Origin of the sequence: Pseudomonas sp. Z1-29 (assembly GCF_051131995.1) — a bacterium.
Lineage (GTDB): Bacteria > Pseudomonadota > Gammaproteobacteria > Pseudomonadales > Pseudomonadaceae > Aquipseudomonas.
Map to the genome: position 1 here is coordinate 720,551 of NZ_CP071645.1, position 18,957 is coordinate 739,507.

The following is an 18,957-nucleotide window of genomic DNA, read 5'->3' on the forward strand; positions in this document are numbered from 1 at the left end:
GCCATCGATGAGATGACAGGGGCTTTTTCATGCCCGGTGCTTCAGTCCCGGTCACGCTCCAGCAACGGCTTGAGGTAATAGCCGGTGTGAGACTGCTTCATTTCCGCCACTTGCTCCGGCGTACCTACGGCGATGATCTGGCCGCCCTTGGAGCCGCCTTCCGGCCCGAGGTCTACCAGCCAGTCAGCCGTCTTGATCACATCCAGGTTGTGCTCGATGACCACAACGGTGTTGCCGTGGTCGCGAAGGCGATGCAATACATCGAGCAATTGCTGGATATCGGCGAAGTGCAGGCCTGTGGTCGGCTCGTCGAGGATATACAGGGTCTTGCCGGTATCGCGCTTGGACAGTTCACGGGACAGCTTGACCCGCTGCGCCTCGCCGCCGGACAAGGTCGTCGCCGACTGCCCGAGCTTGATGTACGAAAGCCCCACATCCATCAATGTCTGGAGCTTGCGCGCCAATGCCGGTACTGCGTCGAAGAACGCTCGGGCCTCCTCGATCGTCATTTCGAGGGTTTCGTGGATATTCTTGCCCTTGTACTTGATCTCCAGCGTTTCACGGTTATAGCGCTTGCTCTTGCACACATCGCACGGCACATAGATGTCGGGCAGGAAATGCATCTCCACCTTGATCAGGCCATCGCCCTGGCAGGCTTCGCAGCGCCCGCCCTTGACGTTGAACGAGAAGCGGCCCGGGCCGTAGCCCCGCGAGCGTGATTCCGGTACGCCGGCGAACAGTTCGCGGATTGGCGTGAACAACCCGGTATAGGTCGCCGGGTTGGAGCGCGGCGTCCGGCCGATCGGGCTCTGGTCGATGTCGACAACTTTATCCAGATGCTCCAGGCCCTTGATGCTGTCATGCGCGGCGGCTTCCAGGGTGGTGGCACCGTTCAGCGCGGTGGCACTGAGGGGAAACAGCGTGTTGTTGATCAGCGTCGACTTGCCGGAGCCGGAAACACCGGTAACGCAGGTCAGCAGGCCGATCGGGATTTCCAGGTCGACGTTGCGCAGGTTGTTGCCGCGTGCGCCCTTGAGGGTCAACGACAGCTTTTTATTGCGTGGGGTACGCTTGGCCGGCACCTTGATCTTCACCCGGCCCGACAGGTATTTGCCGGTCAGCGAGTCGGGGTGCGCCATGACTTCGGCGGCGGTGCCCTGGGCGACGATGTGTCCGCCGTGCACCCCCGCGCCCGGGCCGATATCCACGACGTAATCGGCGAGGCGAATCGCGTCTTCATCGTGCTCGACCACGATCACCGTATTGCCGATGTCGCGCAGGTGTTTCAGCGTGCCGAGCAACCGGTCGTTGTCCCGCTGGTGCAAGCCAATGGACGGTTCGTCGAGGATGTACATGACACCCACGAGCCCGGCACCGATCTGGCTGGCCAGACGGATACGCTGGGCCTCACCGCCGGACAGGGTATCCGCGCTGCGGTCGAGGGTCAGGTAGTCCAGGCCGACGTTCACCAGGAACTGCAAGCGCTCGCGGATCTCCTTGAGGATCTTGTCGGCGATTTCGCCACGACGGCCGGTGAGCTTCAAGCCACCGAAATAGTCAGTGGCATCGCCGATCGGCAGGCTGGTCACCGCCGGCAGGGTTTTCTCACCCACCCACACGTGCCGCGCCTCCCGGCGCAAACGGGTGCCGCGGCAGTCCGGGCAGGGCTGGGTGCTGAGGAACTTGGCAAGTTCTTCGCGCACGCTGGCCGATTCGGTCTCGCGGTAGCGCCGTTCCAGGTTAGGCACGATGCCTTCGAACGGGTGGGAGCGCTTGACGATATCACCACGGTCGTTCAGGTATTTGAAATCGACGTTCTGCGTGCCGCTGCCATGCAGGATGAATTTCTGCTGGTCCGCGGGCAGCTCGTTGAATGGTTTGTCCAGGCTGAACTTGTAATGGGCCGCCAGCGACCCGAGCATTTGGAAGTAATAGACGTTGCGCCTGTCCCAGCCACGAATCGCGCCTTCGGCCAGGGTCAGCTCGCCGTTGACCAGCCGCTTGGTGTCGAAGAACTGCTTGACCCCCAGGCCGTCGCAGGTAGGGCAGGCGCCGGCCGGGTTGTTGAAGGAAAACAGCTTGGGTTCCAGCTCGCTGATGGCGTGGCCGCAGATCGGGCAGGCGAAGCGTGCCGAGAAGATAATCTCTTCACCGGGTTCGTCGTCCATCGGCGCCACCAGGGCGATGCCGTCGGCCAGCTTCAGTGCGGTCTCGAAGGATTCGGCCAGGCGCTGCTGCAGGTCGGCGCGGACCTTGAAGCGGTCTACCACCACATCGATCGAGTGCTTCTTCTGTTTATCCAGCTTCGGCAGCTCGTCGAGCTCGCACAGCTTGCCGTTGACCCGGGCGCGTACGAAGCCCTGGGCGCGCAATTCTTCGAAGACCATCAGGTGTTCACCCTTGCGCTCGCGAATCACCGGTGCGAGCAGCATCAGCTTGCTGCCTTCCGGCTGGGCGAGCACCAGGTCGACCATCTGGCTGACGGTCTGGGCTTCCAGTGGGGTGTCGTGATCAGGGCAGCGGGGGATACCGACTCGCGCATACAGCAAGCGCAGGTAGTCGTAGATCTCGGTAATGGTGCCGACCGTCGACCGCGGGTTATGGGACGTCGACTTCTGTTCGATGGAGATCGCTGGCGACAGGCCTTCGATGGTATCGACGTCGGGTTTTTCCATCATCGACAGGAACTGCCGGGCGTAGGCCGACAGCGATTCGACATAGCGGCGCTGGCCTTCGGCGTACAAGGTGTCGAAGGCCAGGGATGATTTGCCGGATCCGGACAGGCCGGTGATGACGATCAGCTTGTCCCGGGGCAGGGTCAGGTCGATGTTCTTCAGGTTGTGGGTACGGGCCCCACGAATCAGGATCTTGTCCAAAGTGGCCTCGCTCGGCGGGCGTCGAAAACGTAGGAGTATACGGGCAAATACTGGATGGATGCACACTATTGCAAGCCATACATGAAGACTGCGCGGCAAACGGTCGCCATATACCCCCTCAATCGATGGGACTGGTAGAATCCCCGCCGGTTCACACGAGGTTTTTCCATGCAAGATCCCCACAGCGAACGCATGAGTAGCGGCGAGACCCGCGCGGCAGGCGGTCTGGCCCTGGTGTTCGCCTTCCGCATGCTCGGCATGTTCATGGTGTTGCCGGTACTGGCGACCTATGGCATGGACCTGGCGGGCGCGACCCCGGCCCTCATCGGGCTCGCCATCGGCGCCTACGGCCTGACCCAGGCGATTTTCCAGATTCCCTTCGGGATCATTTCCGACCGGATCGGCCGGCGCCCGGTGATATACCTGGGGCTCATCGTGTTCGCCCTCGGCAGCGTGCTGGCGGCGAATGCCGATTCGATCTGGGGCGTGATCGCCGGACGGATCCTACAAGGAGCGGGCGCCATTTCCGCTGCAGTCATGGCGTTGCTGTCGGACCTGACCCGCGAGCAACATCGCACGAAAGCCATGGCGATGATCGGCATGACGATTGGTCTGTCGTTCGCCGTCGCCATGGTTGTAGGACCGTTGTTGACCCGTGCCTTTGGGTTGTCGGGGTTGTTCCTGGCGACCGGTGCCATGGCACTGGTGGGCATCCTCATCGTCGCGTTGATCGTGCCGCGCTCCACCGGGCCGTTGCAGCACCGTGAATCCGGGGTGGCCCGCCAGGCGCTGGTGCCGACGCTCAAGCATCCTGACCTGCTGCGCCTGGACCTGGGCATCTTCGTGCTGCACGCCATGTTGATGTCCAGCTTCGTGGCCTTGCCGCTGGCGCTGGTGGAAAAGGCCGGCCTGCCCAAGGAGCAGCACTGGTGGGTCTATCTGACGGCACTGGTCATTTCGTTCTTCGCCATGATTCCGTTCATTATCTATGGCGAGAAGCGACGCAAAATGAAACGAGTTTTGCTCGGCGCCGTCGTGACGCTCATGCTCACTGAGCTATTCTTCTGGCAGTTCGGCGACAGCTTGCGCGCCTTGGTGATTGGCACGGTGGTGTTCTTCACCGCGTTCAACCTGTTGGAGGCGTCACTGCCGTCGCTGATCAGCAAGGTGTCACCGGCGGGTGGCAAGGGCACGGCGATGGGGGTTTATTCAACCAGCCAGTTCCTCGGTTCGGCATTGGGCGGGATCCTCGGCGGCTGGCTGTTCCAGCATGGCGGTTTGTCGGTTGTGTTCCTGGGATGTGCCGCGCTGGCTGCACTTTGGCTGGTTTTTGCTGTTACCATGCGCGAACCTCCGTATGTGACGAGCCTGCGCTTGCCGTTGTCGCCCGAAGCCATCCGCGAAGCAGGCCTGGCCGAGCGCCTCAGGGCCGTCGTTGGAGTAACCGATGCAGTGGTGGTCGCCGACGAGGCGGCCGTTTATATCAAACTGGACACCGAATTATTGGATCGTGCGACGCTTGAGCGCCTGGTGAACAACCCGGCCCCGGCAGCGTGCGAAGCCTAGGAGAACGTTATGGCCCGTGGGGTTAACAAAGTCATATTGGTCGGTACTTGCGGCCAGGATCCAGAAGTTCGCTACCTGCCTAACGGCAACGCCGTGACTAACCTGAGCCTGGCGACCAGCGAACAATGGACCGACAAGCAGACCGGCCAGAAGGTCGAGAAGACCGAATGGCACCGCGTGTCGATGTTCGGCAAAGTGGCGGAGATTGCCGGCGAATACCTGCGCAAGGGTTCGCAGGTCTACATCGAAGGCAAGCTGCAGACCCGCGAGTGGGAAAAAGACGGCATCAAGCGTTACACCACCGAAATCGTGGTCGACATGCAAGGCACCATGCAGTTGCTCGGTGGCCGTCCGCAAGGTGACCAGCAGCAGGGTGGCAACAACTACCAGCAGTCAGCTCCACGCCAGCAAGCCCCTCGTCCGCAATCGGCGCCACAGCCACAGCGCGAGCGCCCAGCTCCGCAACAGGCCGCACCGCAACCGGCTCCGGATTTCGACAGCTTTGATGACGATATTCCGTTCTGATCCGCAGTGGTTTCATTCGATGAGTCTCCTCATCCACTGAAACCTGAAAGCTCGAAAAAACCCTCTTCGCTGCAAAGCCTGGAGGGTTTTTTTCGCTCTGCGTAAGCCAAGGTGTCCCAAGATCAATCAATTGAGATGAGCACGGATTGACGGGTTATGCCGCGAATGGATCAGTCATAGATAATCGTCTGATAGACCGGCGTTTGCTTGGCGCTGTGCTTGATGCGCCGCACCGAACTGCCGGTTATCAGGTGTCCACCGAGAAGAAGATTGCCACAAGGCGATCGCGGTTCGAAAAGCTGCTGTCTCAAGATCCTTATCGCTTCCGCGCCCAGTTCACCGCGGGGCACGTGAAGCGTGGTGAGCGGTATATCGTTGATGTCCGCCAGGTTGAACCCGTCCATGCTCATCACTGAAACATCCTGAGGAACCCTCAAGCCGGCATTCTGCAGCGCTTTAACCGCGCCGGCTGCCATGAAGTCGCCCCCGGCCAGGATGGCAGTCGGTCGGTCGTCGGGGGCGCAGTTTTCCAGGAAGGCCGCTACCCGCGCTTCAGATTCAGCACTGCCGAAACCTTCGGCAACCATCAGGTGTTTTGTTTCGATGAATTCGAGATTTTGCTCCTTCCATGCATCACGAATTCCACGTATCCGCAGATCCATCGTGTACCGCCTGAGACACTGGAGGGTCAGTACATTTCGGTGCCCCATCTGAAACAGATAATTTATCGAATAATGACCGATCAAGAAGTGGTCGGGCGATATCGAGGGCAAGCGCATGCTGCGATCAATGCAGTTGATCAGTACCGTCGGCTTGCTGAGGTCGGCCGCGAGTTGGTGTATGTGCGGATCATCAATACCAATCAGGATCGCCGCACCGGTGTCCTTCTGATTCATCTTCTGTAAAAACAGCAATGCGTCGCTATCAACCTCTTCAAGCTCGCAATAGCGAACTCGAACATCATGTTGCGCGACCGCCTGCGTGATGCCCTGGATAACTTTGTAGTAGAAGATATCCGAGCGTACGTTGAAGGCCCGCGAGGGCGCGAAGATGGTCAGCCCGTTGAGCAGGAAGCGACCATTGGCGAGGCCTTCCATCACGCCCTGCTGACGAGCCGCCGCCAGCACTTTTTCTCTCGTGGCGTGGCGGGTGTTGGATTTGCCAGCAAGCACCCGCGACACCGTCGCGATGGACAGGCCCGTCTGTGCCGCAATTTCAGCAATGCGTAACTTTCCCACCGTGGCTTATCCATTGAGACAATTTATGTAAAAGCTTTCATAGCAGAAAAGGGCCATCAATCCTAGCGTGCTTGGGTTTCTGTCGAGTTGCGTCGGCGGTGGATGTAAATCTATACACGCCTGCTTCTGTACGGATCATGAGCAGTTGCCATAGCGTTCAAGCCTCAAATAAAAACAAAACGCCGGAAAATACGGCGACAGGCGAAGAATTGATGACTATCGATATCGAACGCAATGCTCGACTTTCGGCCAAGCTAAAATTCATCCCGCATCTGCGATGGTGGATGCTTTCCCTGTTTTTGCTCGGCGTCACCGTCAACTATATAACCCGCAATTCACTGGGTATCTTGGCGCCGGAACTGAAAACCACGTTCAGCATGTCGACGGAACAGTACTCGTGGGTCGTCGCCTCGTTTCAACTTGCCTACACAGTTTTCCAACCCGTCTGCGGCTGGCTGATCGATGCGATCGGGCTCAAGCTCGGCTTCGTCATATGCGCCGTCGTATGGTCAGTGATGTGCCTTCTTCATGCCGGGGCAGCGAGTTGGGTACATCTGGCGATTCTGCGTTTTTTCATGGGCGCTTCGGAGGCAGCGGCTACACCCGCCAATGCCAAGGCGATAGGGGACTGGTTTCCCAAAAAAGAACGCCCTATCGCTGCGGGATGGGCGGGGGTTGGTTTTTCTCTGGGGGCGATGCTCGCCCCTCCCATCATCTATCTGGCTCATGTAAGCCTGGGCTGGCAGGGCGCATTCCTGATTTCCGGCGGGATCGGCCTGATATGGGCCGCCGTCTGGGGATGGCTCTACCACGCTCCCACTATTCATCCGCGCTTATCGCCCGATGAGTTGAAGCATATCCAACAAGACGGCGAAAAAATCGGCCAGCAAATGCCTTTTTTCAAAGCGTTGAAAAAGATTGGTCGGGACAAGCGATTTTACGGTATCGCGCTTCCCGCCTTCATGGCAGAGCCGGCATGGGCAGTCATGAGTTTCTGGGTGCCGCTGTATCTGGCCAACGAAAGAGGAATGGACCTCAAGCAAATCGTACTGTTTGCCTGGGTTCCGTTTCTGGCGGCGGATCTGGGCAGTGTCGCCAGCGGTTACCTGTCACGCGCTTACCATCGTTTTTTCAAATGCACCCGTGTGAATTCGATTGTCGCCAGTTCAATCACCGGCGCGTTCCTGATGTTTTCGTTAGCCGTGATGACCCAGGTGGAAGACCCCTATGTAGCGATTGCGCTTATTTCAGTCGGCGGTTTTGGCCACCAGATTATCTCCTGCATGTTAAGTGCACTGGTCGTCGAAACGTTTGATCGGGATGAGCTGGCGACTGTGAACGGAATGCGAGGCTCATGTGCCTGGATTGCCAGCTTCATTTTTTCGCTGATCATCGGTGTCAGCGTGGACAAGATAGGATTCAACCCATTGTTCATTGCGATGGGGCTCTTTGATTTTATAGGTGCGTTTTTCATGATTTTGTTTATCGCCGACAGAGCGTCCAAACCTGAAGCGGTGCGTGCCCAATGAAGTCACTTAAAGTCTGGGAATTACAGGCCCAGGAAAAAGGCTACATCGAGCTTCTGGTCGAGGGCCGACATCTCTTCAGAATTCATATCCTCGAAGACGGTTTGGCGCGTGTACTGCTCATGCGTGCAGGCGCGTTGGCACTGGATCGGACCTGGAGCATCGCGCCCCGGGAGGATGTCGCCTGGGAGGGCCGGGCCCGCAAGTCGTTGGCGGATTTTTCTTTGCCCGCGTACCGGGTCGAAGAATTTCAGGACCGGTTGGTACTCACGACCAGAAAACTCCGCATCACGGTAAATCGTCCGCTGTGGTTGCAATGGGAATACCACGATGGCCAGGACTGGAGGCCGTTGGTTTCGGATCGGCCCACCGGTGCCTATTCGCTTGATGCTCATGGTGAAGGCCTGGAGCATTACCAGCTTCGCGCGCCGGAACATCGCTATTACGGGCTCGGCGAAAAGACCGGCGATTTGAATCGCGCCGGCAAACGCTTTGAAATGCGTAACCTGGATGCAATGGGATATGACGCTGCGAGCACTGACCCGCTGTACAAACATATCCCCTTTGTCATCACGCACCAGGAGCACGCCAGCTTCGGGATGTTCTATGACAACCTGAACACCAGCCTCTTTGATCTGGGGAACGAGCTGGATAATTATCACCGGCCCTACCGTCGGTACAAAGCGGATGCCGGTGACCTCGATTACTGGGTACTTGCAGGCCCGCGCATACTGGATGTGACGAAGGCTTTTGTTCGTCTGACCGGACGCACTCTGTTTCTGCCTAAATGGAGCCTGGGCTACAGCGGCTCGACGATGCACTACACCGATGCCGAAAATGCCCAGGAACAATTGCTGGATTTTCTTGATCTGTGCCGTCGGCACGATATCCCTTGTGACTCTTTTCAACTGTCATCCGGGTACACCTCCATTGGCGAAAAACGTTATGTTTTCAACTGGAACCGTGAAAAGGTCCCAGACCCCAAGGCGCTTGCCCAGGCCTACCGTGATGCCGGCGTCAGGCTGGTTGCCAACATCAAGCCTTGTCTCTTGCAGGACCATCCGCGCTACGCCGAGGTAGCCAGGCGAAAGATGTTCATCGGCGACTCTGAACACGACATGCCAGAGCGCTCTGTCTTCTGGGACGATGAGGGCTCTCATCTGGACTTCACCAACCCGGACGCTGTCAGCTGGTGGCAGTCGAATGTCACAACACAGCTGTTGGAGCTGGGTATTGAATGCACGTGGAACGATAACAATGAGTTCGAGGTGTGGGACGGTGAGGCACGCTGCCACGGCTTCGGGCGCGAAATAGCAATCAAACATATCCGGCCTGTCATGGCATTGCTGATGATGAGAGCGTCTTTAGAGGCACAACAGCGGTTTTCGCCATCGGAACGGCCCTATCTCATCTCACGCTCAGGTTGCGCCGGCATGCAGCGCTACGTTCAGACTTGGAGCGGTGATAACCGAACCAACTGGAAAACCCTCCGCTACAACACCCGCATGGGCCTGGGCATGAGCCTGTCGGGGTTGTACAACGTCGGGCACGATGTAGGTGGGTTCTCGGGTAACAAGCCGGATCCGGAGTTGTTTGTCCGTTGGGTCCAGAATGGTGTGATGCATCCGCGCTTCACCATTCACTCCTGGAACGACGATGGCACCGTCAATGAGCCATGGATGCACCCAACGGTCACCGATGCGGTCCGTGACGCCATCGGGCTCCGATACAGATTGATGCCTTACTTCTATACCTTGCTGTGGCAAGCCAGTAACGAAGATGAGCCCATCTTGCGACCTACGTTTCTTGACCACGAGCATGACCTTGAAACGTTCGAGGAAAACGACGAGTTCCTTCTTGGCCGAGATGTCCTCGTCGCCAGCGTGGTAGAGGAAGGCGCCCGCGAGCGCGAGGTGTGGTTACCCCTGAATGCGACGGGATGGTGCGACTGGCATACCGGTGACTGGTACGAAGGTGGCCAATCCGTTGTTCTGGATGCGCCTTTGGAACGTTTGCCCTTGTTGGTGCGAGGGGGCGCTGCGATACCGATCGGTGAATGCCACAAGCTTAACGATCCCTCTCTTGATCGGCGTCGCGAGCTGGTGATTTTTCCTGCGCCTTCAGGTGCCTCCAGCGGCGTGCTGTTTGAAGATGACGGCATCAGTCATGACTGGAAAAACGGCAACTGCGTTGTCATCAAATGGACCCTTGAATATGGCCTGGACTTCATTGATTTGACGATCGCTAAAACAGGGGACTTTTGTCCGGCGTGGGAGCAGCTTGAGGTGTCCTTGAAGATTACGGATGCGCGAGCCTTGAGAATCAATGGCCGTAGTGGGTGCGCTTTGAAGTTGGCGGATATTCCGGAGCATGGACAACTTCATTGATTCGCTGGCAGGTCTTGCCCTCCCGGTCCAGGAGGGCAAGTCCACCGGCTCACAAGTCCAGATTCAATAACTCCTGCATCCTCTCCCCAATCGACTGCGTCAACCATGTGGCATGGAACTCCATTTCCGCCACCGTGATGTCCACCCAAAACCGAAGCGAAATCGGCTTGCCATCGGCTCCGGTGTAGCCGACATCAAAGTGGTTCACATTGGCGAAAGTGCTCAAGGTGTAGGGCTTGATGTAATGGATGTCGCTATAGGGCACGCATTTCTCGGTGGTTTCCCGGGCAGGACGGCGCTGGGTGAAGGTGAGGCGTTGCTGGCGTTCGTCAAAACAGAAGCCAAGCACCTTGGGCCCGGAGACGAGCCAGTTGATCGTACAGACGGCCGCGAACGCACTGATGAACATGAGCGCGATAATCAGCGGTTCCATAATGATCTGCTTGTGAATCGACGACAGGCCTTCGACCTTGAACAGCATCAGGGTGAACACTGCCAGCCAGTAGGCAGGCAGGGCCAGCAAGATTGCCGCGACGTAGATCATGGTCCCCAGGAATCCCGGCCTGGATACGTCGCTTGAGCAATCCCACGTGGGCGGGTGCCGTGGCGCTGATGTAGCGGTCGGGAAGGGCGATTCGACCAGGCGCGGCGGGCGTCTGCGTTTCATGCGGCTGGCTCTTGGGAAGATATCTGGCCATTCTCGTCGTAACCGCTCACACACGCCTAGTCATTTCCGCTTGCTGTTGATGCCTGCGCCTACGCCTGGCTGCCGCTCAGGAATTGCTCGGTACTCACCACATTCGCATAGGCAAACCCCAGCGCCGACATGAACGCAGCGTGGACATGGGCCGCAGGGACGACGAGGCCGTTGAATTCCAGGTCGCGGCTGGCACAGGCATCATGCACCACCGTGACCTCATAGCCCATGTCAGCGGCAGCGCGGGTAATGCCGTCGATGCACATGTGGCTCATGCTACCGACCACCACCAACCGCTCGATGCCGTGGCGTTCAAGGACAGCTTGCAGCTCGGTTTCGCGAAACGAATTGACGAAGTGCTTGAGCACGACCGGTTCATCGGCGCGGTTGAGTACCTTGGGATGCAACTGCGCACCTTCAGAGCCGGGCGTAAAAAATGGCGCTTCGTCGGAGGTGAATTCGTGACGGATGTGCACCACCTGGTTTCCGGCCTGGCGAAACGCCTCGATCAATCTGACGGCATTGTCGGCAGCGGCTTCGGCGCCGACCAAAGGCCATTTGCCTTCGGGGAAGTAGTCGTTCTGGATATCAACTACGATGAGCGCTTGCTTGGACATGGTACTTCCTCGGTTATCAACAGGGGGAAAGTCAGTATTGGTCCTGAACGGTGATGCGGGAATTGGCCGTAACGACAATAGGCGAGGGAAAACTGACAATGGCGCAGGAACAGGCATTCGTCGAACTCGGCGTGCTGATCTACCCCGGCGCGCAAATGGCCGCGGTGCATGGTTTGACCGATCTGTTTGCCGTGGCGGATGGCATTGCGGCGGAGCATGCCAGTGTGCAGCTGCCGCGGCTACGCGTGAGCCACTGGCAAACGGCGGGCGGAGAAATGCCGTCGCGGGTGTTTGCCAGTGATACCGGTCCGCACGCGCCACTGGTCGCCTTGTTGATCCCACCGTCCATTGCCGGCTTCAATGAAGCTGTCGCAACACAGACGCTGATGGATTGGCTCCGGGCGCAACACGCTAGCGGCACGGTACTGGGCGGGGTTTGCGTCGGCTCGATCCTGCTGGCCGAAAGCGGTTTGCTGGATGGGCGTAGTGCCACGACCCACTGGACCTCGGCCAAGACCTTTGCGGCACGTTATCCGAAGATCAAGCTCAACGCCGATAAACCCATTGTCGACGACGGCGACCTGATCACCACCGCCGGGCTCATGGCCTGGTCGGAGCTCGGGCTGCGGCTGGTGGACCGCTTGCTCGGCCCCGGCATTGCCACACGCACCGCGCAATTTCTGGTGATCGAGCACAGCGACAGCGCGAGCCAGTGCGGCAGTAATTTCGCGCCGATCCTCGGGCATGGCGATGGAGCGATTCTGAAAGTGCAGCACTGGTTGCAACGCAGCGGCGCGGTGGATGTTTCCCTTGGCGCGATGGCCGAACAGGCTGGGCTGGAGGAGCGCACATTCCTGCGCAGGTTTCGCGCGGCTACCGGCCTCAAGCCCACCGAATACTGCCAGCACCTGCGGGTCGGCAAGGCCCGGGAAATGCTGGAGTACACCAACGGTACCATCGACCACATTGCCTGGACCGTCGGTTATCAGGATCCGGGCGCCTTTCGAGCGACGTTCAAGAAAATCACCGGGCTGGCGCCGAGTGATTACCGGGCAAGGTTCGGGGTGAACCCGAGTGCTGCCAGAAGCTGACACGGAGCCTCTGTGGCGAGGGAGCTTGCTCCCGCTGGGGGGTGAAGCCCCCCCAATAATGTGCACCGCGGTTTGTCAGTTTAAAGTTGGGGCTGCTGCGCAGCCCAGCGGGAGCAAGCTCCCTCGCCACGGGAAAATGCTGGCTTGAGTTGTCATGCAAATTGCCGGACATCCGCCTCCAGTCGTGCAGAATGAAACAGGCCCGGTGCCACATCATCCGCTCATCTCCCCGTTTCCTTGACCGTTCGTCCCCCGCCGTGCCGTTGGCCTGATCTCTGCAATCCTTATAGCTACGGCTATTTAGCGCAGTTGAAAGGACAACGCATGACCCAGATCCATCGTGACAAATGTGTAGTGGCCCACTCGGTCAATCCCCAGGCACCCCTGCATGAAGTCGAGACCAATCGGGCGCTGGCGCGCTGGCTGGCGAATATCCTTGGCCTGGAGTTCGGCGGCAGCTATGACAGCCGGAACCACGCCGGGCGGGATCTGTACCTGTTGCCTACGCAAACCCTGATCGGTCCCGAGGCTGCGTTGCGCCTGGGCGTCAAGGGACCGGACGATCTTTGGGGCGGTTACGTCGACCACGATTTCATCTGCACCAAGGCGATTGCCCATGGTCTGTTGAATAAGGATGCGGTCGCGCCGAAGGGCTGGTCACCGCTGTTCGCCAAGCTGACCCGGGGCGTTGTGCTCGACGGCATCAGCGTGTTTTCGCTCAAGGATGCGCGCCAGGCCGCAGAGCATCTGCTCTACGCCGGGCCGATTCGCTTCAAGCCAATCCATGCTTGCGCCGGACGTGGCCAGCGAGTCATCCGGAGCATCGGGCAATTCGATGAGATCGTCGCGGCTCCAGACGCCCAGGCGTTGTTCAGCGAGGGAATCGTGCTGGAACAGAATCTCAGTGAGGTCAAGACCCAGAGCGTCGGCCAAAGCTTTATCAACGGCAAGGTCTTGAGCTACTGCGGCGTGCAGCACCTGACCCACGACAACGAAGGGGAAGAGGTCTACGGCGGCTCCGACCTGCTGGTGGCGCAAGGGGGCTACATCGAGCTTCTCGGCCTGGAATTGCCGGACGATGTGCGCGAAGCGGTCCGGCTGGCGCAGGTATTCGATGACGCCGCCAACCAGGCTTTCCCCACGTTCTTTGCTTCGCGGCGCAACTACGACATTGCCCAAGGGACGGATACCGGGGGCCAGCCTCGCGGTGGCGTGCTGGAGCAGTCCTGGCGAATGGGCGGCGCCAGCAGCGCTGAACTGGCTGCCTTGCAGGTGTTCGTCGAGGACCCATCGATCCGCGCGGTTCGGGTGTCCTCAGTCGAAACCTACACCGACCAACCGCTGCCGCCCGGCGCCACGGAGGTTTATCGCGGCGCTGCGGAAAATGGTGATTTCCTACTCAAATACGTAACGGTTCAATCCTATGACGGCTAGAAGCGAAACCATCCAGATTGCGATTGATGATGAACACATGAATGGAACCTTCCTCAGCCCCAAGTCGAAGGTTCCCGGTGTGTTGTTCGTACACGGTTGGGGCGGCAGCCAGGAGCGAGATCTTGAGCGGGCCAAAGGCATTGCCGGCCTGGGCTGCGTGTGCCTGACCTTCGACTTGCGCGGCCACACCGGTGGGGCCGGGATTCCGCTGTCGCGGGTCACGCGCGAGGACAACCTGCGGGACTTGCTGGCGGCCTACGACCGGTTGCTCGCCCACCCGGCCCTGGACACCTCGGCGATCGCGGTGGTCGGTACCAGCTACGGTGGTTACCTGGCCTCGATCCTTACCTCATTGCGACCGGTGCGCTGGCTGGCCCTGCGGGTGCCGGCGCTGTACCGCGACGAGCAGTGGCACACGCCCAAGCGCGACCTCGACAAGGCTGACTTGCTCGATTACCGCAGCACCCTGGTGCACGCCGATACCAACCGGGCCTTGCACGCCTGCGCGCAATTCACCGGCGATGTGTTGCTGGTGGAGTCGGAGACGGACGATCATGTGCCCCACGCCACGATCATGAGCTACCGGGCCGCCTGCCAGCAGACTCACTCGTTGACTCATCGGATCATCGATGGCGCCGACCATTCCCTGAGTGACCCCGTGTCACAACAGGCCTACACCTCGATCCTGGTGAGCTGGATCACGGAGATGGTGGTGGGCGAGCGGTTGAGCATCATTCAGGAGCGGTAGACAGCTGGTGTCCTGGCGGGCCTCTTCGCGAGCAGGCTCGCTCCCACAAGGACTCGCAGAAAGTCTGAGCCCGGGTTCACACAGGTCTCTTGTGGGAGCGAGCCTGCTCCGGGCGGCGATCCGACGAAGGCGTCATGCCAGGCGCCGCATCACTTGAGCCCAGGCTTGACCCGCAACGCCTTGGCCTTCGCCTCGATCACCAGATACATCACCACGGTAATCAGCAATGGCAGGATGAAGTAGATCGCCCGGTAGGCAATCAGTCCCGCGATCAGGCTGCCTCGCGACACTTCATGCTGCAGCAGCGCGACGAATACCGCTTCCAGCACTCCGAGCCCGGCGGGGATATGGGTAATCACCCCGGCGATGCTGCTGATCAACAACACCCCCAGCACCACGGGATAGTCCAGTTTGCTCGGCAGCAAGGTAAAGATCACCGCCGCCATCAGCGACCAGTTCAGCGCACCCAGTGCCAATTGCAGGACGGCCATGCGCAGGGACGGCAGATTGATTTCCATACCGCGAATCGTCCAGGCCCGGCGCCTGGAGAAACGGCAGGCCGCCAGGTAACCGGCACTGGCCAGCAACAGCAGCACGCCGACGCCTTGCAGCGCGTTGCTGCTCAGTTTCCAACCCGGCGGCATGGTCACCAGGCCGCTGCTGAACACTACGCCGGCCAGGGTCATGTAGCCGAACCAGTTGGTGGCCAGGCTCAGGCCGAGGATCTTGGCGATGTTGCCGTTGCTGACGCCGAGCCGCGAATACAACCGATAGCGCATGGCGATGCCGCCGACCCAGGCACTGAGATTCAGGTTGAAGGCATAGCTGATCACCCCCACCGGTAGGATCTGCCGCCAGCCGAGCTTCTGCCGGATGTAGGTGCGACCGATCAAGTCGAAGCAGGCGTAGGTGATGAAACTGGTGATCGTCAGCGCAGCGGCGATCAGCAGCGTGCGCAGCTTGAAGTCAGACAGGGTGGCGAAGACTTCGGACCAGTCGATGCGTCGCGCCAACGCGGTGAACAGCACAATCAGCAACAGGAAAAAAGCCAGCGTCAGCGGGCGTTTCCAGCGGCTCCAGCGCGACTTCGGCTTGGCCTGTTCCGGCGCCTGGGCGTCTCCCGGCGCGGTGTGCGCTTCAGAGTGGTTCATGGGGTTCGCTCCGGACCGCCGTCGGCGGTGAAAAAGGTTTCAGACGCGGTTTATGGGCCGGCAGCCATCCGGCCCAGGCCGGGAAATGACGCAGGAAGTGGAACACCATGAAACCGATGGTCATGCGCCAGAGCAGCCCGCGCGGGGCGTGGTTCTCGGGCATGATGGTGCAATGGGTGCGGCTCAAGTGATCGAGGCGCTCGAACAGCTCGCGGTTGAATGCACGGTCGCGGATCAGCACGTTGGCTTCCAGGTTCAGGGACAGGCTCAACGGGTCGAGGTTGCTCGAGCCGACGGTGCTCCAGTCCTCATCCACCAGGGCGACCTTGCCATGCAGCGGCCGCTCGCAATATTCATAGATCGTCACGCCGGCCTTGAGCAGATAGTCGTAGAGCATCCGCGCAGCAAGCTTGGCGATCATCATGTCCGGTTGCCCCTGCAGGATCAGCCGCACCTCCACGCCACGCCGGGCGGCGTTGCGGATCTCGCGCAGCAACCGGTAGCCGGGGAAGAAATAGGCATTGGCGATCACTACCCGCCGCTGGGCGCTGCGCAGCACTTGCAGGTAGACCTCCTCGATGTCGGTCTGGTGCTCGTGGTTGTCGCGATAGACCAGGCGCACCTGGCCGTCATGATCATTGAACGCCAATTCGGTGCGACGGCTGCGGCGGCGTTGCCACCAGTATTTGGCCCGGCCCGGCCGGCCGGTCTGGAGCAGCGCAAAATGATGGATATCCACCACCGCCGGGCCTTTGATCTCCACGGAGTAATCCTGCTTGGCCTCGGGACCGAAGTCGCCCAGGTGGTCGGCGGAGAAATTGATCCCGCCGATAAACGCGATCACACCGTCCACCACGACGATCTTGCGGTGCAGGCGGCGGAACCAGTTGGTGCGGATGCCCAGGTGCCTGGGGGCCGGGTCGAACATCTGCAGGCGCACCCCGGCCTCGCTCAACGACGCGAGAAACCCGGTGGTCAGTTCGCCACAACCGAAACCGTCGAGATTGACGGTAATACGCACCCCACGCTTGGCCGCATCCACCAACAGGTCGCGCAGTTCAAAGCCGACCTTGTCCTCGAACAGAATGAAAGTCTCCAGGAGAATTTCTTCCTGGGCACGGCGAATTGCCTCGAAAACCCGTGGGAAATATTCCTCGCCATTTTCCAGCAGCGTGACACGGTTGTTGCCGTGCCAGCCGTATTCGATATCGTTCAGCGCCGGGTTGCTCTCGGTCGGCGGGACCTCGATCTTTTCCACCGTTGCCTTGTTCATCGTCGCGCTCATAATTCGATCTCCACCGACAGCGGTGCGTGGTCGGAAAGGTGCGACCAGGGGCGTACATTCAATACTTTGGCGTGATGGGCCTTGAGGTTGCGCACGTAGATGCGGTCCAGGCGCAGGATCGGCAGGCGTGCCGGAAAACTGCGGGCCGGCTTGCCCCATTGTTCGGCGAATACCTCCCGCAGGCCGCAGGGGACGAGCAGGTCATCGGCCTTGCCGCGCCAATCGTTGAAGTCACCGGCGACAATCACTGGCGCTTCAGGCGGCAGCTCGCTCAGGCGCTGGCAAAGCAGTTTCAGTTGCTCGACGCGATGACCTTCGCGCAACCCCAGGTGCACACAGATCGCATGCACGTCCTGGCCTTCGCCACCCGGCAGACGCAGCACGCTGTGGAGCATGCCGCGGCTCTCGTGGCCGCTGATGGAGACGTCGAGGTTCTCGTGGCGAATGATCTGGAATTTCGACAGCAACGCGTTGCCATGGTCGCCCGCCGGGTACACCGCGTTGCGCCCATAGGCGAACTGCGGCCAGAGGGTGTCAGCGAGAAACTCGTATTGCGGGATGCTTGGCCAGTTGCTGTAGCGCTGGGGGTGGTGCTCGTGGGTGCCATGCACTTCTTGCAGGAACACCACGTCTGCGGAAACGCTGCGCACGGCTTCGCGCAGTTCCGGCAGGATGAAACGCCGGTTCAGGGCGGTGAACCCCTTGTGTGTATTGACCGTCAGGACGGTGAAGCGGCTGACCCGTTCGAAATCCCGCAACGATTGCTGGGTCGGGTCACGGGTGGCTTCGCTGGATTCTGGCGTAGTCATGGCAATACCCCTTCGGCCGGGCGCACGCCGGGAGCGGTGGCGAGATGCTTGTCCAGGTCGAAGCGCTCCAGCAGGTGGCGCGCGTCATACGGCGCGCGGACTTTGATGTCGTTGTCGAAATAGCAGAACACTTCCCGGCTCTTGCGCGCCCGGGGTTTCTTTTTCGGATCGATCAGGTGGGCGTCACTCGGCTGAGTGCCGTGGCTCCAGGCTTCGATCCGATCGCCCCAGCGCTTCAGCGCCTCGTCGGTATAGCCGCTGGCGTACAGCTCTTCGGCGCCGTGCAGGCGCAGATAGACGAAATCGCTGGTGACGTCCTCGCGATACGGCCATTTTCCAGCGGTATCCGCCACCACCAGGGCGACGTCGTAACGTTTGAGCAGGGCGACGAAGCGTGGATCGATAAAGCTCTCATGACGGATTTCGACGGCATGGCGCAGCGCACGCTTCTTGTCGGTCGTTGTGCTGGCATGGCCGTCCAGGCGTGGTTCATGCTCGCGTGCCAGCGCGGCGGCGGCTTCGGTGTCGTGGGGCAGTTGCTTGAGGAAGTCTTCGAACAGCTCGGGGTCGAATTTGAAGCTCGGCGGAAACTGCCAGAGGATAGCCCCGAGTTTTTCCTTGAGCTCCAGCACCCCGGAGGCGAAGAAGTTCGCCAGCGGCTTGTGGATATCCCGCAGGCGCTTGATGTGGGTGATGAACCTTGGCGCCTTGACGCTGAAGACGAAGTCGTCCGGCGTCTCGGCGTACCACTGGGCATACCGTTCGGGACGTTGCAGGGCGTAGAACGATCCATTGATTTCGATGCTGTTGACCGCGCGAGAGGCGAATTGCAGTTCCCGCTTCTGAGCCAGCCCCTTGGGGTAGAAATCCCCCCGCCAAGGCGTGTAGCGCCAACCGGAAATGCCAATGTGGATCGCCGTCATGTATCCCTCCCGTGCCAATGACCTCGTACCACCTGTGTCTTTTGATGACCGCCGCGCGGGCTGGAAAGTTTCGGTGGAGTGCCC

15 protein-coding genes are annotated in these 18,957 nt (G+C 60.0%); 7 read left to right on the forward strand and 8 right to left on the reverse strand.

Annotated elements, in window-relative coordinates; translation table 11 throughout:
• Positions 1-41: 41 nt before the first annotated feature.
• On the reverse strand, positions 42-2,876 hold the full coding sequence (gene uvrA / locus J3P84_RS03445; RefSeq protein WP_434571478.1) for an excinuclease ABC subunit UvrA: 2,835 nt from the start codon (positions 2,874-2,876) through the stop codon (positions 42-44).
• A gap of 168 nt (positions 2,877-3,044) precedes the next feature.
• Here uvrA and J3P84_RS03450 point away from each other — a divergent pair, with 168 nt between their 5' ends.
• Positions 3,045-4,442 carry an MFS transporter gene (locus tag J3P84_RS03450; protein ID WP_305498449.1) on the forward strand — a complete coding sequence of 466 codons (1,398 nt, stop codon included), beginning with the start codon at positions 3,045-3,047 and terminating at the stop codon, positions 4,440-4,442.
• 9 nt (positions 4,443-4,451) lie between these two features.
• Positions 4,452-4,967 (forward strand): single-stranded DNA-binding protein, encoded by a 516-nt coding sequence (locus J3P84_RS03455; RefSeq protein ID WP_024778338.1) that lies wholly within the window; start codon positions 4,452-4,454, stop codon positions 4,965-4,967.
• Between the two features lie 170 nt (positions 4,968-5,137).
• Here J3P84_RS03455 and J3P84_RS03460 read toward each other — a convergent pair whose 3' ends face one another.
• Positions 5,138-6,205 (reverse strand): LacI family DNA-binding transcriptional regulator, encoded by a 1,068-nt coding sequence (locus tag J3P84_RS03460; RefSeq protein ID WP_434627784.1) that lies wholly within the window; start codon positions 6,203-6,205, stop codon positions 5,138-5,140.
• A gap of 212 nt (positions 6,206-6,417) precedes the next feature.
• Here J3P84_RS03460 and J3P84_RS03465 point away from each other — a divergent pair, with 212 nt between their 5' ends.
• Positions 6,418-7,734 carry an MFS transporter gene (locus tag J3P84_RS03465; RefSeq protein WP_434601986.1) on the forward strand — a complete coding sequence of 439 codons (1,317 nt, stop codon included), beginning with the start codon at positions 6,418-6,420 and terminating at the stop codon, positions 7,732-7,734.
• Positions 7,731-10,118: a TIM-barrel domain-containing protein gene (locus tag J3P84_RS03470; protein ID WP_434627788.1), complete on the forward strand. Its 2,388-nt coding sequence runs from the start codon at positions 7,731-7,733 to the stop codon at positions 10,116-10,118. The genes J3P84_RS03465 and J3P84_RS03470 overlap by 4 nt, the downstream gene beginning before the upstream one ends.
• A 49-nt stretch (positions 10,119-10,167) precedes the next feature.
• On the opposite strand, the gene J3P84_RS03475 is transcribed toward J3P84_RS03470, so the two are convergent.
• Both J3P84_RS03475 and J3P84_RS03480 read right to left on the reverse strand, forming a co-directional pair.
• A complete protein-coding gene (locus J3P84_RS03475) occupies positions 10,168-10,785 on the reverse strand; it encodes a hypothetical protein (RefSeq protein WP_434627791.1) in 618 nt (205 codons plus the stop codon).
• An 89-nt stretch (positions 10,786-10,874) separates the two neighbouring features.
• Positions 10,875-11,432 (reverse strand): cysteine hydrolase family protein, encoded by a 558-nt coding sequence (locus J3P84_RS03480; RefSeq protein ID WP_434627794.1) that lies wholly within the window; start codon positions 11,430-11,432, stop codon positions 10,875-10,877.
• A gap of 98 nt (positions 11,433-11,530) precedes the next feature.
• Between J3P84_RS03480 and J3P84_RS03485 the strand changes: the two genes are divergently transcribed.
• From J3P84_RS03485 to J3P84_RS03495, 3 genes are all read left to right on the forward strand, one after another.
• Entirely contained in the window at positions 11,531-12,523 is a 993-nt protein-coding gene (locus J3P84_RS03485; protein WP_434627797.1) for a GlxA family transcriptional regulator, read from the forward strand.
• A gap of 324 nt (positions 12,524-12,847) precedes the next feature.
• Positions 12,848-13,957, forward strand: a complete 1,110-nt coding sequence (locus J3P84_RS03490; RefSeq protein ID WP_434627800.1) for a DUF3182 family protein — start codon at positions 12,848-12,850, stop codon at positions 13,955-13,957.
• The gene (locus J3P84_RS03495) at positions 13,947-14,705 is read left to right on the forward strand and encodes an alpha/beta hydrolase family protein (RefSeq protein WP_434571500.1); all 759 of its coding nucleotides are present in this window, start codon (positions 13,947-13,949) and stop codon (positions 14,703-14,705) included. The genes J3P84_RS03490 and J3P84_RS03495 overlap by 11 nt, the downstream gene beginning before the upstream one ends.
• A gap of 149 nt (positions 14,706-14,854) precedes the next feature.
• Here the strand turns inward: J3P84_RS03495 and J3P84_RS03500 are convergent, their stop codons facing one another.
• Genes J3P84_RS03500 through J3P84_RS03515 form a run of 4 tightly spaced genes read right to left on the reverse strand, consistent with a single transcriptional unit; the run spans position 14,855 to position 18,873 of the window.
• Positions 14,855-15,856 carry a lysylphosphatidylglycerol synthase domain-containing protein gene (locus J3P84_RS03500; RefSeq protein ID WP_434627803.1) on the reverse strand — a complete coding sequence of 334 codons (1,002 nt, stop codon included), beginning with the start codon at positions 15,854-15,856 and terminating at the stop codon, positions 14,855-14,857.
• Positions 15,843-17,141 carry a cardiolipin synthase ClsB gene (gene clsB, locus J3P84_RS03505; protein ID WP_434627806.1) on the reverse strand — a complete coding sequence of 433 codons (1,299 nt, stop codon included), beginning with the start codon at positions 17,139-17,141 and terminating at the stop codon, positions 15,843-15,845. Before clsB ends, J3P84_RS03500 begins: the two co-directional genes overlap by 14 nt.
• Positions 17,138-17,950: an endonuclease/exonuclease/phosphatase family protein gene (locus J3P84_RS03510; RefSeq protein WP_434627808.1), complete on the reverse strand. Its 813-nt coding sequence runs from the start codon at positions 17,948-17,950 to the stop codon at positions 17,138-17,140. Before J3P84_RS03510 ends, clsB begins: the two co-directional genes overlap by 4 nt.
• On the reverse strand, positions 17,947-18,873 hold the full coding sequence (locus tag J3P84_RS03515; protein WP_434627811.1) for a DUF72 domain-containing protein: 927 nt from the start codon (positions 18,871-18,873) through the stop codon (positions 17,947-17,949). Before J3P84_RS03515 ends, J3P84_RS03510 begins: the two co-directional genes overlap by 4 nt.
• Between the last annotated feature and the right edge of the window lie 84 nt (positions 18,874-18,957).